This window comes from Lentzea aerocolonigenes (genome assembly GCF_000955955.1).
Classification (GTDB): Bacteria; Actinomycetota; Actinomycetes; order Mycobacteriales; family Pseudonocardiaceae; genus Lentzea; species Lentzea aerocolonigenes_A.
The window spans coordinates 1-16742 of record NZ_JYJG01000301.1 but is presented as its reverse complement, the minus strand read 5'-3'; the positions used below and the strand labels follow the sequence as shown (position 1 = coordinate 16742).

At 68.4% G+C, this 16742-nt stretch carries 11 protein-coding genes; 8 read left to right on the top strand and 3 right to left on the bottom strand.

What is annotated here, in order from left to right; all coding sequences use genetic code 11:
- On the top strand, nt 1-1387 hold a 1387-nt coding region (locus tag UK23_RS34245; RefSeq protein ID WP_045315878.1), incomplete at its 5' end, for a S8 family serine peptidase.
- A 57-nt stretch (nt 1388-1444) separates the two neighbouring features.
- Here UK23_RS34245 and UK23_RS53075 read toward each other — a convergent pair.
- Complete coding sequence (locus UK23_RS53075) at nt 1445-1885, bottom strand: hypothetical protein (RefSeq protein WP_052685319.1); 441 nt, start codon at nt 1883-1885, stop codon at nt 1445-1447.
- Nucleotides 1886-1919: 34 nt separating this feature from the next.
- Here UK23_RS53075 and UK23_RS34235 point away from each other — a divergent pair, with 34 nt between their 5' ends.
- The gene (locus UK23_RS34235) at nt 1920-2675 is read left to right on the top strand and encodes an ATP-dependent Clp protease adaptor ClpS (RefSeq protein ID WP_196778008.1); all 756 of its coding nucleotides are present in this window, start codon (nt 1920-1922) and stop codon (nt 2673-2675) included.
- A gap of 60 nt (nt 2676-2735) precedes the next feature.
- Here the strand turns inward: UK23_RS34235 and UK23_RS34230 are convergent, their stop codons facing one another.
- Entirely contained in the window at nt 2736-3311 is a 576-nt protein-coding gene (locus tag UK23_RS34230) for a TIGR00730 family Rossman fold protein (RefSeq protein ID WP_045315876.1), read from the bottom strand.
- A gap of 163 nt (nt 3312-3474) precedes the next feature.
- Here UK23_RS34230 and UK23_RS34225 point away from each other — a divergent pair, with 163 nt between their 5' ends.
- Nucleotides 3475-4176 (top strand): isopentenyl transferase family protein, encoded by a 702-nt coding sequence (locus tag UK23_RS34225; RefSeq protein WP_196778007.1) that lies wholly within the window; start codon nt 3475-3477, stop codon nt 4174-4176.
- A 6-nt stretch (nt 4177-4182) separates the two neighbouring features.
- On the opposite strand, the gene mshC is transcribed toward UK23_RS34225, so the two are convergent.
- On the bottom strand, nt 4183-5421 hold the full coding sequence (gene mshC, locus UK23_RS34220; RefSeq protein ID WP_045315874.1) for a cysteine--1-D-myo-inosityl 2-amino-2-deoxy-alpha-D-glucopyranoside ligase: 1239 nt from the start codon (nt 5419-5421) through the stop codon (nt 4183-4185).
- A 134-nt stretch (nt 5422-5555) separates the two neighbouring features.
- On the opposite strand from mshC, the gene UK23_RS34215 reads away from it, so the two are divergent.
- The 5 genes from UK23_RS34215 to UK23_RS34195 all read left to right on the top strand — a co-directional run.
- Nucleotides 5556-9818, top strand: coding sequence for a glycoside hydrolase family 2 (locus UK23_RS34215; protein ID WP_045315873.1), 4263 nt, complete (start codon nt 5556-5558; stop codon nt 9816-9818).
- Between the two features lie 62 nt (nt 9819-9880).
- On the top strand, nt 9881-10774 hold the full coding sequence (locus UK23_RS34210) for a slipin family protein (protein ID WP_045315872.1): 894 nt from the start codon (nt 9881-9883) through the stop codon (nt 10772-10774).
- A 58-nt stretch (nt 10775-10832) separates the two neighbouring features.
- The gene (locus UK23_RS34205; RefSeq protein ID WP_045315871.1) at nt 10833-14792 is read left to right on the top strand and encodes a caspase family protein; all 3960 of its coding nucleotides are present in this window, start codon (nt 10833-10835) and stop codon (nt 14790-14792) included.
- Nucleotides 14792-16117, top strand: a complete 1326-nt coding sequence (locus tag UK23_RS34200; RefSeq protein WP_045315870.1) for an esterase/lipase family protein — start codon at nt 14792-14794, stop codon at nt 16115-16117. Before UK23_RS34205 ends, UK23_RS34200 begins: the two co-directional genes overlap by 1 nt.
- A gap of 37 nt (nt 16118-16154) precedes the next feature.
- A partial coding sequence (locus UK23_RS34195; protein WP_045315869.1) for a cbb3-type cytochrome c oxidase subunit I occupies nt 16155-16742 on the top strand: 588 nt, incomplete at its 3' end.

The following is a 16742-nucleotide window of genomic DNA, read 5'->3' as shown; positions in this document are numbered from 1 at the left end:
CTACCAGTACGACACCACCGCGTCGAACGTGCACGCGTACATCATCGACACCGGTGTGCGCACCACGCACACGACGTTCGGTGGCCGGGCGGTGTGGGGCACCAACACCTCCGGTGACGGCAACAACAGCGACTGCAACGGCCACGGCACGCACGTCGCCGGCAACATCGCGGGCTCGCAGTACGGCCTCGCGAAGGCCGCGCAGGTCGTCGCCGTCAAGGTGCTGAACTGCCAGGGCTCCGGCACGACCGCCGGTGTCGTCGGCGGCATCGACTGGGTGACGGCGAACGCGATCAAGCCCGCTGTCGCCAACATGTCGCTCGGCGGCGGCGCGGACGCCACCCTGGACGCCGCTGTGCAGCGTTCGATCGCGGCCGGCGTCACCTACGCCATCGCGTCCGGCAACTCGAACACCAACGCGTGCAGCACCTCGCCCGCACGCGTACCCGAGGCGATCACCGTCAACGCGTCGACCATCAACGACGCGCGCGCCTCGTTCTCGAACTACGGCACCTGCACGGACATCTTCGCGCCCGGTGAGAACATCACGTCGTCGTGGAACACCAACGACACGGCGACCAACACCATCTCCGGCACGTCGATGGCCACCCCGCACGTCGCGGGCGCGGCTGCCCTGTGGCTCGCCACGCACCCGAACGACAACCCGGCCGCCGTGTGGGCGGGCCTGAGCGCCGCCTCCACGCCCAACAAGATCACCAACCCCGGCACGGGCTCGCCGAACAAGCTGCTCTACACGCTCTTCGGCACGCCGCAGCCGGGCAACCCGGCCGTGACGAACCCCGGTACGCAGAACTCCACCGTCGGCCAGGCCGCATCGCTGCAGCTCGCGGCCACCGGTGGCACCCCGCCGTACAGCTGGTCCGTCACCGGTCTGCCGGCCGGTCTGTCGGCGAACTCCTCCGGCGCGATCTCCGGTACGCCGACCACGGCGGGCACCTCCACGGTGACCGCCACGGTGACCGACTCGGCGGGCAAGACCGGCACCGCGACCTTCTCCTGGGTCGTGAACGCCGTTGGTGGCGGCTGTGACGCCAAGACCAACTCCACCCCGGTCCGGATCCCGGACAACACCACGGTGACGAGCACGATCGCCATCTCGGGCTGCGCGGGCAACGCGTCGGCCACGGCGACGATCAAGGTCGACATCAACCACACCTACAAGGGCGACCTCGTGGTCGACCTGGTCGCACCGGACGGCACGGTCTACAACCTGCACAACCGCGCCGGCGGCTCGGCCGACAACATCAAGGAAACGTTCACCCGCAACCTCTCCTCCGAGGCTGCGAACGGCACCTGGACGCTGCGCGTGCGTGACGCGGCGTTCCTGGACACCGGCACGCTGAACAGCTGGACGCTCGACGTCTGATCTCTTCTCCGCTGAACGAGACCGCCCCCGACGCTTCCGCCTCGGGGGCGGTCTCCTCTACTCGGCGAACCAGTCGCGGCGCTGCTCGAACCACTCCTCGATGTCGTCCTCGTCGAAGCTGTAGCCGGTCAAGAACTCCAGCACCTCGTCCCGGTCCGGATGATCGCTCGCGCGCACGTGGTCGAGAGTGGCCCGGACTCCCGCCGCGAACACGTGCTCGGCGTCGTACATGCATCCGGCGTCGAAGTTGGCGCGCTTGATCGCGTGGTGCAGCCAGACGTCCTCCGGCTGCCGGTGCTCGGCCAGCAGGAACCCCGCGAGCGCGGCCTGCTCCCCCAGCCCCTCGGAGTTCCTGCAGCGCAACACTTCCTGCTCGACCAGGAACCGCAGCAACGACAGATCTCCTCGCGTGCGGTCGTCAGCGAGCACCTCGCCGCGTGCCGCCTCGTTCGCGTCCTCGCCGTCCGAACCGCGCTCGTACCGCAACGCTTCCGTCATCGGTCCATTGTGGCCGTGCCGCATACTCTGGCCGGTGAATCCTGGGGAGAAGCCGTGGGGCGTCGTCGTGCACAACGACGACCACACCCCGTTCGCGGTCGCCTGTCACCTGCTGCGCACGGTCTGTGGGTTCGATGTGGAGAAGGCGCGCGGTCTGACCGCGGCGATCCACCAAAGCGGGAGTGTGGCGGTAGGTAGCTACGACCGCGCGACGGCGGAGTCGATCACGCTGCGGCTGGTGCGGGCCGGGCTGCGCGCCGAGCTTCGCCAGGAGGTGTACGACACCCAGGAGGTCTTCTCCGCGGAGCGGGTGGGCGACGGCGTGCTGGTGAAGGTCCCCGAGGTGTTCGCTCGGGGCTGGGAGCCGGCGTTCGAGTCGCTGGACAGGCTCTACCGCGTCGGCTCCACAGCACGCGGCCTGCGCTGGCCGCGGCCGGTCATGACGCGACGGCCGTTGCTGCGCAAGATGTTCCCGGACACCTCCGCGTCGCGGTGGCAGTCGGCGATGTTCCGGCGCAGGCACCGCAAGGTGCTCGCCGACCGCGCGCTCGTCAACCGGGTGTGGGAACAGTGGATCAACGCCGAGTCGCGGACGCTGACGCTCGACGAGGCAGGCGAGTGGATCGTGGTGTTCGGCCAGATCCGCGCGCTCTACCTGCTGGTCCGCAAGGCCACACCGCTGCAGTTCCACACGCTCGCCTATCTGCAGGAGAAACTGGTGCAGGCCGTCGATCCGGAGGCTTTCGCGGGCCCGGACGTTCAGCCGGCAGTCGTCGAACAGCCCACTTAGAGATTCGATTGAATCGATTTCCCCCACCTTGACGAGGCTTTGCGCTTCCTTGAGAAAAGGCTAGTCGATCGGCGGATCCTCCACCCACCGATAAACGGGTGGCGCATAATCGTCGAACTGGTTCAGCAGCCGGTCGAGATCGTCGTCCACCAGGACCATCTCGCGGTATGCCTGCTTGAGGAACCCCTCGGACACCATGTGGTCGATCATCGCGAGCAGGTGGTCGTAGTACCCGTCGACGTTGAGCAGGCCGATCGGCTTGGCGTGCAGCTCGAGCTGCGCCCACGTCCAGATCTCGAAGAGCTCGTCGAGGGTGCCCGCACCGCCCGGCAGCGCGACGAACGCGTCCGACAGGTCCGCCATCAGCGCTTTCCGCTGGTGCATCGTGTCGACGACGTGCAGTTCGGTGAGCCCGTCGTGCGCGATCTCCCAGTCCGTCATGTGGCGGGGGATCACGCCGATGACCGAGCCTCCCGCCTTCAGCGCGCCGTCGGCCACGGCGCCCATCGTGCCGATCCGGCCACCGCCGTAGACGACCTCGACACCCCGCTCGGCGAGCACCCTGCCGACCTGCGCGGCCACCTCCACGTGCCGCACACGCCCAGCCGAAGAACCACAAAAGACGCCCATTCGCATGACGCCACCATATCCGCACGCAACCAGGCAGCGCGGAGAAAACAGACATCGCACGCAGAACGATTTGCTTTCTGAGCTTTTTCTGAAGGCTGCGCGCAAAACGGGCCGGACCGGCGGCGCGGAGAGAAAGTGGATGGAGGTCCACCGCAAAGGAGAAATCACCATGAATTGCGTGCACCTCGTCGTCGGTCCCACCGGCGCAGGCAAAACGGACGTCGCGACGGAGATCGCCGGCGAGCGCGACGCGCCGATCGTCGTGGCCGACCGGATCCAGTGCTACCTCGACCTGCCGGTCACCAGCGCCCGGCTGGACGGCGGGCCGCACCGCCATCATCTGGCCGCGCGGACGGTGCCCGACGGCGACTACCCGGTGCACGAGGCCGCGTACGCGCTCCTGCGCAAAGTCGAGCACCTGAGCCAGGTGCACGACCACGTGGTGGTGGAAGGCGGATCCATCTCGTTGCTGCGCAGGTTCGCCGACTGCCGCGGGCGGATGCCGTTCCGGCTCACCGCGACCGTTCTCCCGCTCGCCGACGAACGGGCGCACCTGGACCGGTTGCGCGCACGGGCCGCGCGGATGATCGCCGACGGCATGCTCGACGAGATCGCGAAGGCGTGGCAGCACCAGGAGCAGCGCGCGTTCGTCGCGTCGGTCAACGGACCTGAGACCGTGCTGGCCTGGTGCACCGAGACCGGCTTCGACCCCGAGGACCTGCCCGGCATCCACGAGGACGACAGCGCCGAGCTCGCCGAACGCATCGCGCTGGTGCACCACGAGCACAGCCTCGAGCAGCACGAGGTGTTCACCCGGCTGTTCGGCTGGAACCACGAACGACCCGGCTCCGGTGACCGAAGCCGGGTCTGATCACCGTTAGAGCTCCACGCCGAGAAGCGCGTCCACGGCCGTGCGGATCTGCGACGGACCGTGCTTGTCCGTACCGCCGTGCGACAGCGCCTCATCGGCCCAGGCGTCGATGGCCGCCAACGCCTTCGGGGTGTCCAGGTCGTTGCCCAGGTGGTCGCGCAGCCGCGTCACGGTGTCCACAGCGGACGGACCGGAGTCCAGGGAGGCGGCCCGGCGCCACTTCGCCAGCCGCTCCAGAGCCTCGTCCAGCAGCGACTGCGTCCAGGCGCGGTCGGCGCGGTAGTGGCCCGCGAGGAGTGCCAGGCGGATGGCGTTCGCGTCGACCTTCTCCGCGCGCAGCTTGGAGACGAAGACCAGGTTGCCGCGCGACTTCGACATCTTCTCGCCGTCGAGGCCGATCATGCCCGCGTGCACGTAGTGCCGTGCGAACGGATGCTGGCCGGTCTGGGCCTCGGCGTGGGCGGCCGAGTACTCGTGGTGCGGGTAGATCAGGTCGGAGCCGCCGCCCTGGACGTCGAAACCGATGCCGAGGCGGTTGTGGGCGATGGCGCTGCACTCGATGTGCCAGCCCGGGCGGCCCTCACCCAGTTCCGACGGCCACGAGGGCTCGCCTTCCCGCTTCACCCGCCACAACAGCGCGTCCAGCGGGTGGCGCTTGCCGGTGCGGTCCGGGTCTCCGCCGCGTTCGGCGAAGAGTTTGAGCATCGTCTCCTCGGAGTAGTTCGACTCGTAGCCGAACCGGCCCGTTGCGTTGTAGTCGAAGTAGATGTCCGGGTACTCGGCGTCGTCCACCCGGTAGGCGTGCCCGTCCGCGACCAGCTTGGCCACGACCTCGACGATCTCCGGGATCGCCTCGACGATGCCCACGTAGTCCTGCGGCGGCAGGACGCGCAGGGCCTCCATGTCCTCGCGGAACAGGGCGGTCTCGCGCATGGCGAGCACGACCCAGTCGTCCTTGTCGCGGATCGCCCGCTCGAGCAGCGGGTCGTCGACATCGGTGACGTTCTGGACGTAGTGCACGTTGTGGCCGTTGTCGAGCCAGACGCGGTGCACGAGGTCGAACGCGAGGTAGGTGGCGGCGTGGCCGAGGTGCGTCGCGTCGTACGGCGTGATGCCGCAGACGTACAACCTGGCGGTGTCTCCTGGAGCCGTGGGGCGAACCTCGCCCGTAGCCGTGTCGAACAGCCGCAGCGGGCGGGGGTCCCCCGGAACCCGCGGCACAGGAATGGATGACCAGGTCTGCATGCATCCGACACTAACGCGTGCCGCCGGACGGAGTGCACTTTCCGGGTGTTGGGACGACCACCCCGAACGGACCAGGACAGAAAGATCGGACATTCGTTGACGACGTTGTCATCGCGTCCCTAGCGTCCAAGGGCATGCTTCGTGTCGTCGTGGCCACGTTGATCGCCCTGTCGATCTCCCCTGCCGTTGCCCAAGCCGACCCGCCGAACGCCTTGGCGTACCTGGAAAACCCCCGCATGACGGGCGAGAACCAGGAACCACCACACCCGGATCTGAAGCCCGAGAAGCGTCTCAGCCTCAACGGCGACTGGCGCATCCGGATGTTCGACAAGCCCGAGGACGTCAGAGAGACCACTGAGGGTTGGCGCACCGTCCAGGTGCCGCACACGTGGCAGACCGACTTCCTCGACCACCCGGTGTTCCGCAACATCCCCACCGAGATGTACCCGGACGCCCCGCCGGCGATCCCGCGCGACGTCAACCCGACCGGCGTCTACGAGAAGCAGTTCGACCTGCCCGCGGACTGGGACCGCACGCTACTTCGGTTCGAGGGCGTGACCAGCGGTTATCTGGTGTGGGTCAACGGCACGTACGTCGGCTACGACCAAGGCGGCTACACGCCTGCCGAGTTCGACATCACCAGCAAGCTCAAGGCCGGCCGCAACACCCTGCGGGTCCAGGTCCACCGCTGGGGCTCCGGCTCCCACCTGGAGGACTACGACCAGTGGCGGTTCTCGGGCATCTTCCGCGAGGTCTGGCTCTACTCGACGCCCAGGACCTACCTCGCCGACGTGACCATCAAGACCGACCTCGACGCCCAGTACCGCGACGCCACGATCAGCCCGGACGTCAAGATCGGCGGACCGGCAGAAGGCCACACCGTCCGAACCAGGCTGTTCGATCCGCGAGGCCGTGAAGTCGCCATCAGGGACGGCAAGGTGAGCGACCCGCTGAAGTGGACCGACGAGACCCCGAACGTCTACGAGCTCCGGATCGAGCTGGTCGAGGACGGGAAGGTCGTCCAGACCGGCAAACAGCCCGTCGGGTTCCGCAAGATCGAGATCGCGGACAAGCAGCTCAAGATCAACGGCAAGCGCGTGCTGTTCCGCGGCACCAACCGAGCCGAGACGTCCACTCACGGCGGCCGCCACGTCACTCGCGCTGACCAGGAAAAAGACGTTGAGCTGATGAAGCGGTTCAACATCAACGCGGTCCGCACCTCGCACTACCCGAGCGACCCGTACTTCTACGAGCTCGCCGACCGCAACGGCCTCATGATCGCCGACGAGGTGGACATCGAGACCCACCACCACGACGGCTGCCCGAACAACTGCCTGGCCGAGCGTCCGGAGTGGCAGGACGCGTTCCACGACCGGTTCGTCGCGTTGATGCAGCGCGACAAGAACCACCCCAGCGTGATCATGTGGGACACCGGCAACGAGGCGGGCCTCGGCAAGGCGCACTACGCGATGGCCGAGTACGCCCGCAAGAACGACACCCGCCCGCTCTACCACCAGCCGAACTCCCCCGACGGTGACGCGCCGTACGCGGACGTCTGGGGCCCGCGCTACCCGTCGCCCTCGAGCCTCGAAGCCAAGGCCAAGACGACCACCAAGCCGATCATCATGGGCGAGTACGCGCACGCGATGGGCAACAGTCTCGGCAACTTCAAGGAGTTCTGGGACGTCGTGCGCGCCTACCCGCAGGTGCAGGGCGGCTTCATCTGGGACTGGGCCGAGCAGAACATCGCCCTGCCTCTCTACACCACACCCGATGACGCCGGCGGGATCCTGACCTGGCTGTCCGGCAAACCGTCCCAGGTGGACGGACCGCACGGCAAAGCGTTGCAGCTCAGCGGACTCGACGACTTCGTGGAGGTCTACCGCGACCGCAAGCTCGACGAGGTCTCGAACGGCCTCACCCTCGACGCCCAGGTCAAGCCCGCCTCCTGGACCGGCGACTTCACGGTCATCTCGAAGGGCGACCACCAGTACGCGTTGAAGATGGCCAACGCGACCACGTTGCAGTTTTTCATCTACAGCGGCACCTGGCGCTCGGTCGAGGCTCAGGTCCCCGCCGACTTCTACAACAACTGGCACCGCGTCACCGGCACGTTCGACGGTTCTCGGTTGCGGTTGCTCATCGACGGCCACGAGGTGGCGACGACGCCGTTCACCGGCACTATCGACCGGTCGCACTGGCCGGTGAACATCGGCCGCAACGCCGAGACCATGCAGGAGAACGCCACGACCCGCATGGCGCACGGCACGATCGACCAGGTCCGCGTCTACCACCGCGCGCTGACCGACGCCGAACTGGCAGCCGACCCGAAGAAGACCGCCGTACTGGCGCTCGACTTCGAGACGCTGGAGGACAAGGGCCGCAAGGAGTCCTACGGTTCCGGAACCGGTGGCGTCGACGGCGTGGTGTGGTCGGATCGCAGGCCACAGCCCGAGACGGCCGAGCTGATGGCGGTCCACTCCCCCATCCGCTTCTCCTTCCAGGACAACAAGCTCACGATCGTCAGCGAACGCCAGTTCACCGGCACCGACGACCTCGAACTGCGCTGGCAGGTCCAGGACAACGGCCGCACGATCGCCCAGCACCGCGGCACACTCCAGCCGGGCACGATCACGTTGCCGGACTTCAAGGCTCGCACCGAACGCTGGCTGACCGTCCGCGCCACCGACCGCCGGGGCAACGACGTCGGCATCGCCCAGTTCCCGCTGGGCGGCACGCAGATCGCCGGTCTGCACGCTCCAGGCACGCCGGGCGAGCTGACCACGGTTGAGAACGACGCCGAGATCGTCGTGTCCGGCAAGGACTTCCGGTACGTCGTCGGCAAGAAGTCGGGCACGCTCACGTCGATGCGCGTGCGCGGCACCGAACTGCTGAAGACCGGACCTGAGCTGGACGCGTGGCGCGCACCGCTGTCCAACGAGTTCATGAGCGAGGACAACTCCTGGTACCGCAACGGCCTGGACCGGCTCCGGACCACGCCGTCGAGCGTCACGGTCACCTCGGACGGCCCGGACGCGGTCATCACGGCTCGATCCACCGCTCAGGCCGTCGCGAACGCGTCGTTCGGGCAGACCTTCACCTACCGCATCACCGGTGACGGCGAGATCCAGATCGGCCACCGGGTCGCGGCTCGCGGCAAGATGCGCGACCTGTCCTACCTGCCCGGCATCGGTTTCACCCTGAAGGTGCCGCAGGACTTCGGCAAGTTCTCCTGGTACGGCCGCGGTCCTGGCGAGAACTACGACGACCGCAAGTCCGGCAACCCGGTCGGCGTCTACCAGTCCACTGTGGACCGGGAGTTCAACGACTACTACAAGCCGCAGGACTTCGGCAACCACGCGGACACGCGCTGGGCGACCCTGTCCAACGGCCGCGCGGGCCTGCTCGTCGCGGGCGATCTCGACGTCCGGGTCTCGCAGTACGACGACCTCGACCGGGCCGCCTATCCGTTCGCGCTCAAGAAGAACGACGGCTGGACCACCCTGCACGCCGCCCACCGCGTCACGGGCGTGAGCGAGACGTTCCACGAGCCGTTGCCGCAGTACCAGGTGGAGGCGGGCAACGAGTACGCCTACTCCGTGCTGCTGCGCCCGCTGACGCCGGCCGAGGCCGCGACGGGCAAGCTCGGCCGGCAGGTCACCTGTGCACCGTCGGTCGAGCTGAAAGCCGCCGACACCGCACTGGAACCGGGCGAGCAGGTCGAGGCCGAACTGGTGGTGACCGAGCCCTGTCCGGGGAAGACCACGGCCAGGCTCACCGCCCCGGACGACTGGTCCGTCTCCCCCACCACCGTCGACCTCACCGGCGGCTCCGCGAAAGTCACCATCAAGCGCGACGGCGGCGAGACCGGCAGCCGCCCTGTCTTCGCCGAGGTCTCGTCCGGCACGGCCACCACCACCCTGACCAAGGACTTCACCGCCACTCCGCCCGCGCCGACCGGCGAAACGGCGGTGTCCACCTTGCCGTTCCTCAGCGAGCGCAACGGCTGGGGCCCGATCGAACGAGACCTCAGCAACGGTGAGAACGCAGGCGGTGACGGCGTCCCGATGAGCATCCGGGGCACCCCGTTCGCCCAGGGCGTCGGTGCGCACGCCGATTCCGAGTTCGAGGTCTACACCGGCGGCCACTGTTCGGCACTGACCGCCACGATCGGTGTCGACGACGAGACGGGCGGCAGCGGCAGCGTCCGGTTCGAGGTCCTGAAGGACGGCGTCCCCGGCTACCAAAGCCCTGTGCTGACAGGACAGAGCGCAGCGCTACCCGTCACCGTCGACACGAGCGGAGCAACGGTCCTGACGTTCCGGATCACAGACGGCGGCGACGGCAACGCCCACGACCACGCCGACTGGGCGATCCCGGTCCTCAGCTGCCGATAATTGTCGGACCCGAGGGGTACCGTTGGAGATCAAGGGCATTCGCCGGTGAAGGGCGGGGTCTCATGATCGTGGAAATCCTCGGGGGACTGATCGCGCTCGGCGGCTTGGGCATCGCCATGAGCGCCAGAGTGATCAAGCAGTTCGAACAGGGCCTGGTGTTCCGGTTCGGCAAGCTCCAGCAGGGCGTGCGCGGGCCAGGGCTGACGATGCTGATCCCCGGAGTCGACCAGCTCCGGAAGGTCAACCTGCAGATCGTCACCCTGCCCGTGCCCGCGCAGGACGGCATCACGCGCGACAACGTCACCGTGCGCGTCGACGCCGTCGTGTACTTCAAGGTGCAGGACCCGGCGAAGGCCGTCATCAACGTGGAGGACTACCGCTTCGCCATGCTGCAGGTGGCCCAGACGTCCCTGCGTTCCATCATCGGCAAGAGCGAACTGGACGACCTGCTGTCCAACCGCGAGCACCTCAACCAGGGCCTGGAACTGATGATCGACACCCCAGCCCTGGAGTGGGGCATAGACATCGACCGGGTCGAGATCAAGGACGTGGCGCTGCCGGAGAGCATGAAGCGCTCGATGTCCCGGCAGGCGGAGGCCGAACGCGAACGCCGCGCGCGCATCATCACGGCGGACGGCGAGCTGCAGGCGTCCAAGAAGCTCTCCGAGGCCGCCGGAACGATGGAGCAGACGCCGGCCGCTCTCCAGTTGCGGCTGCTGCAGACCATCGTGGAGGTGGCGGCGGAGAAGAACTCGACGCTCGTCCTTCCCTTCCCGGTGGAGCTGCTGCGGTTCCTCGAGAAGAACACGCTCACGGACAGGCCGGCTGCCCAGCCCGCGGACCAGCCCGCCGTATCGCCGGCCGACAGTCCCGCGGGAGAGCTGCCGCAGGGTGCTCCGACGCCGCGCGAGCCGGCGGAACAGCGGCAACCGACCGAGCGCGATTCGTCCGTGTGAGTTAACCGGCGTAACGCCCCCTGTCCAGGAACGACGTCCGGACAGGGGGTAGTGACACATGCAGGAAAGGGTCAGAGGCAGGTTCGTCGGCATCGGCATCAGCCAGTACGAGCTGGTGCAGCCGCTGCAGCACGCCGTCAGCGACGTGCGGGAGCTGCGCGCCCTCCTCAAGGGCTACGAGGGCGAGCCCCTGGCCGACCCGACCGAGGCCGAGATCCGCGACCACATGAAGACGCTCCGCAGAAACCCTCAGGACGGCGGCGCGCTGGTGGCGTTGTGGAGCGGCCACGCGATCCCGGTCGCGCGCAATCTCAGGCTGCTGGCCAGGGACAACGACGAATCCGGTGACGGCATCACGCTGCACGACTTCGCGCTGTGGTGTGCCGCGTCGGGCGCGCACCAGGTGCTCATCATCATCGACGCCTGCTACTCGGGAACTCAGCTCGACGAGGCCATCCGCACGATCGCCGACATCCAGGAGGAGCTGCTGGCGGGCCAGGTCCACTGGGCAGGCGTGCTGGTGTCGTGCTCAAGCGTGGAAACGGCCAGAGACGGCCTGTTCGGCGGCCAACTGCGAAGGCTCCTACGTGCCGGCCCCACGGCTGACGAGGACGCACGACGCTGGAGCGACCGCACAGCTCTCGTGGACGGCGGCGCAGTCGGCACAGCACTCCTCAACGCGTGGGACAGCGACGTGCAGAGGCCGCGCTTCATGCAGTACGGCTCCGCACAGCCGATGCTCCCGAACCCGCTCTACGCCGCGAACACGGTCGCAAAGCACCTGCTACTCGCGGCGAGAGGCGGCGACTCGACCGACAACCGGTCGTGGTTCACCGGTCGCACCGTCCAGGTCGACAAGGTCGTGAGCTGGGTGAAGTGCGGGATCCCTGGCCTGCGCGTGGTCACCGGGTCGCCGGGTACGGGCAAGTCCGCGGTGGTCGGCCGGGTCGTGAGCCTCTCCAACGACGCCGAACGCGACCTGCTGCTCACCACCGGCCCGTCGTTCCGGCACGCCGACCCCGGCCCGGACTCGGTCGACGCGGCAGTGCACGCCCGCGCGATGGACGCCGACCGCGTCGCCGACCTGCTCAGCCGCCAGCTGGTCGGCAAAGGCCTCATTCCCGAACCCGAGGGGCCACGGCGAGGAGCCGCGGAACTCGTCGGCGTCGTCAGCACCCTCGCGGAACCGCCCGTGCTCGTGGTCGACGGCCTGGACGAGGCGCGCGGCGAGTCGTTCTCGATCGCCACCTCGCTGCTGACCAAGCTCGCGAACTACGCCGTGGTGATCGTCTCGACGCGGCAGGCCCACCGGGTCGCGGGTGGCGCGCCGCTGCTGACCGAGCTGTCGCCGGTCGAGACCCTCAACCTCGACGAGGCCGACAACGAGACCGACGTCCGCGAGTACGTGCTGGCACGGCTCGGCCCCAAAGCCCCGCAGTCCACTGTGGACGAGCTGGCGAAGCTGCCGTTCCTGACCGCGTGGATGATCACCGACCAAGTGCTCGCGGACGGCGGAGCGGACCTGAAGCTCTCGCTGGACGCCGCGTTCGACCGTGAGCTCGCGAAGGTGCCGGAAGCCCGTGCGCTGCTGACGGCGCTGACGTGGAGCTACGGCGCGGGATTCCCCGAGGAGGAGTGGCGCGCGGTCGCGGAGGCGTTGTCCGGCCAGCAGTTCAGCCGTGACGACATCACCGCCGTACTCACCGAACTCGGCCGCCACATCGTGCAGGACGGCGAGGAAGGCACCGCGGTCTTCAAGCTGACGCACCAGACGTTCGCCGACCACCTGCGGCCGCAGTTCGCGCCGAGCAAGGAGGCCGTGTTCGCGCCGGGTGCGGAGAAGGTGGCGTGCGCGCTCATCAGCCTGTACCGGCAACGCCTGGAAGCGGGTGTGCCGCCGGACGCGCCGGGTTACCTGTGGAAGTACGCGTGGCGGCACTGCGGACACGCGGGCGCGCAGGCCCTGAAGGGGTTGCGCGAGCTGGCTCAGCTGAACGCGATGCTGATCCCGGACATCGCCCTCGCCGCGACCACCGCGGCCAACGAGCTGACGCACTGGGGTCGCGGCGACGAGGCCTTCGACCCGCTGGAGGAGGCCGCCGCCAACTTCCGCACGCTGGTGCCGACGATCCGGATGTACTTGGCGGACTTGGCTTACGTGCTCAACAAGCTCGGTAGGCGGTACCGCGAGGCAGGACGGCTGCAGCAGGCCGTGGGGCCTGCGGAAGAGGCAGTCGTGCGGTACCGGGAGCTGGTCGCTTCGACACCGACGACGGCGGAAACGCTTACGCACAAACGGCTTGCGCAACGCATCGCCAAGACGACGACGCACGGCGGCGACAACCCGACCTACGCGGCACACCTCAGCGGCGCGTTGGTGGACCTGAGCGAGGTCTACGCGATGCTCGGCCGTAAGCATGAGGCGTTGTCCACGGCGCGTGACGCTGTGGCGGCCGTAGATCCCAGTGCGACCCGCGGCCGCCGCACCGACGCCGCCTCCACGCCTCGCGACACCTCTGCCTCCTCCGACTCCGATGCCCCGCTCGCTCGCGCTGTCTGCTCCCTGGCCGCCCGCTGCAGCGAAACCGGCCGGCGTTACGAAGCCATGCAACGCTCCAAGCAGGCCGTGGAGCTCTACTACTCCCTCGCGCAGACGAACCCGGTCTTCCTCGCCGACCTCGTGAGCGCACTCGTCGAACTGGCCCGCGACTATCTCGCGCTGGGCAGGCTGTCCGAGGCCGACCGCATCACCCAGCAGGCGTCCGAGATCAGCGGCACGCTCGGCCGCCACGCCGCGTTCCGGCCGCAGCTCGCCGACGCCGCGCTGAGCCTGAGCGTCGCGTACAGCATGATCAACAAGAAGGGCGAGGCCCTCACCGCCGCACACCAGGCCGCGAACCTGGCGGAGGGATCGAGGATTCACGCCCAGGCCCTGCACAACCTGATGCGCCGCCAGCGCGACGCCGCCAAGCCTCGCGAAGCCCTGGAGACCGGGCTGCGCACGGTGGACGTGTGCCTGGAGAACACCGACCGGCTCTCCACCCTCGCAGGGGCGTTGTTCACGCTCGACACCATCTGCGCGGGCCTCGAACGGCCCCAGACCGTCGACGAGACCTGGGACCGCGTCACCGCGCGGTTCACCGGCCCGCACCTCGCCACGCTGCTGATGCTGCGGGCGGCGGCGACCAGAGCGGGCGATCCGGCGGCGGCGAAGTGGCTGTGCCAGGCCCTGACGCACGTCGGCCAATCCCGCCAGGCGACCCACGACGTGCACGACATCGCCCGCCGCCACTACGACAGCGGTCCGTGGCCGTGGGACACCTCGCCGGACTGGCTGACCGTCGACCGCACACTGCTCGCCACCGCCCGCAAGTGGGTGTTCGCGCGCTCGTACGCCGAGGAACGCGCCGTGCTCATCGACCACCCGGAGCTGCTGTCGACCGACGCGGACGTGGCCGTCACCGAGGCGCTGTACGGGACGAGCCTGATCGAGGCGCAGGTCATCCAGTCGCGCCGCACGACCGCGCAGCAGCAGGGCGTTCAGCACGCGTACCGGCCGTGGCTGCTGGCGAGCCTCGCGGACGAGTTCGTCGACGCCACCCCGGCGCGCCGCCGCGAACTGCTCGCGACGCGCCGGGAAGAGTTGCTGGACAAGGAAGTCCTGAAGAACGTCCGCGACAACCGGCCGGTGCACGCGTTGCTGCTGCTGGCCGACGAGGACTCGGACGTGCTCGACCTGGTGCTCGACGCGCTGGAAACCCCGGAGCGCACAACGGAGATCCTGCGCGGGCTCGCCGCGGGTGCGACACCGCAGGCGCTCACCCAGGCCGTGACGGCGTTGGAGCCCTACGCCTTGGCCGCGCTGTACAAGGTCGTCGCACGGGCCCGAGCCGGTGACGCACGACTGGCGCTCCCGGCGAAGGACCAGCGCCTGGCGTGGATCCACGAGCTGACGTTCCTGGTGCCCACCAACCTCAAGCTGCTCACCCTCATCCGCAAGCTCGCCGAGGAGTCCTGATGAGCGATCTGGTCGTCGTCCTGCCCGGCATTCTCGGCAGCACCCTCAAGGACGAGGACGGCATGGTCTGGGAGGTGTCGCCCAAGGCCGCGCTGAAAGCGGTTCTGACGCTAGGCCGCAGCCTGCACCGGCTCAAGCTGCCCGCGGGCATCGGCGACGAGCACCCCCAGGACGGCATCGAACCCGTCGCGTTGATGAGCGACCTGCACGTCATCCCCGGCATCTGGACGCCGTTGAAGGGCTACGACCGGGTGTCGAAGCGGTTGAACTCACTCGGCTACACCGTCGAAAAGGGCAACCTGCTGCTCTTCGCCTACGACTGGCGGCTGTCGAACCGCTTCAACGGCGCGCTGCTGGCTCGCCGGGTCGACGAGGCGCTGGACAGGCTCGGCCCGGACGCCAAGGTCAGCTTCGTGTGCCACTCGATGGGCGGGCTGGTCGCGCGGTGGTGCATCGAGCAGTGCGGGATGGCCGAGCGCACGGACAAGCTGATCACGATGGGCACGCCGTACCGAGGGGCTGCGTCGGCGTTGGAACAGCTGGTCAACGGCGTGCGCAAGGGCCTCGGACCGCTCGCGATCGACCTGACGGAGTTCGCTCGATCGATGCCCTCGCTGCACCAGCTGCTGCCCGAGTACGCGTGCATTGAGAGTGCATCTGGCCTGGTCAAGACGACCGAGACGACGTTGCCCGAGCTCGACACGAAGATGGTCGCGGACGCGATGGCGTTCCACGGCGCCTTGACCGACTCGTTCGCCGACCGGACGTACGCGATCCTCGGCGGCAAGCAGCCGACGGCCACCACCGCGCGCATCGCGGACGGCAAGGTGGCCTGCTACCGCGGCTACGAGGGCGAGGAGCTGTACGGCGACGCGACCGTGCCGATGGTCGGAGCCGCGCGCAAGGGGCTGACGTTGTCGTCGAACACCCTGCACCGGGTCGTCGAGCAGCACACGTCGTTGCAGGACAACTCGACCGTGCTGGACATGGTGGAGTCGTTCCTGACGGCCAAATCGATCGTCCCGCGCAACGTGACGGCCACAGAACCGCAGGTCATCGTGCCCGACCTGGTTCTGACGAGCGAGGACCTGGAGGTCACCGTCGAGCTGAAGGACACGACCGCGCGGGCGTTGAAGGTCGCGCTGCTCGACGAGAACGGCAAACAGGTCGAATCGCGCAGTCCGGCGATCTCCGAGAGTATGGCGATCAAATTCGGCGGATTGCTCCCGGGCGCCTACTACGTGCAGGTCAGCGGCATCTCGGTGGGTGCTCCGGTCGTCCCGGTGACGTCGGCTGTCCTGGTCATGGATTGCCCCGAGGTCTGACCGGGAGGACGATATTGCCCTGTCGCGAGGAGGCGAGATGACCACGATCAAGCCGACGCCGGTCGTGCCACATCCCGGGGCTGCGCGCACCCGGCCGAAGGGCTCGTACTTCCTCTCGCTCTTCAAGACGACAGATCCCAAGCAGATCGGGATCATGTACCTGACCACGTCGTTCGCGTTCTTCATGATCGGCGGCGTGATGGCGCTGCTGATGCGCGCCGAACTGGGGCGGCCGGGTCTGCAGTTCCTGTCGAACGAGCAGTACAACCAGCTGTTCACCATGCACGGCACGATCATGCTGCTGCTGTACGCGACGCCGATCCTGTTCGGGTTCGCGAACTACATCCTGCCGCTGCAGATCGGCTCGCCGGACGTCGCGTTCCCGCGCCTGAACGCCTTCTCGTACTGGCTGTACCTGTTCGGCGGCATCACCGTGGTCGCCGGGTTCGTGACACCGGGCGGCGCGGCGGACTTCGGCTGGTTCGCCTACACGCCGCTGTCGAGCGCGATGCACTCGCCCGGCGTCGGCGCCGACCTGTGGATCATGGGCCTGGCGGTGTCCGGTCTGGGCACGATCCTCGGTGCGGTCAACATGACGACGACCGTGATCACGCTGCGCGCGCCC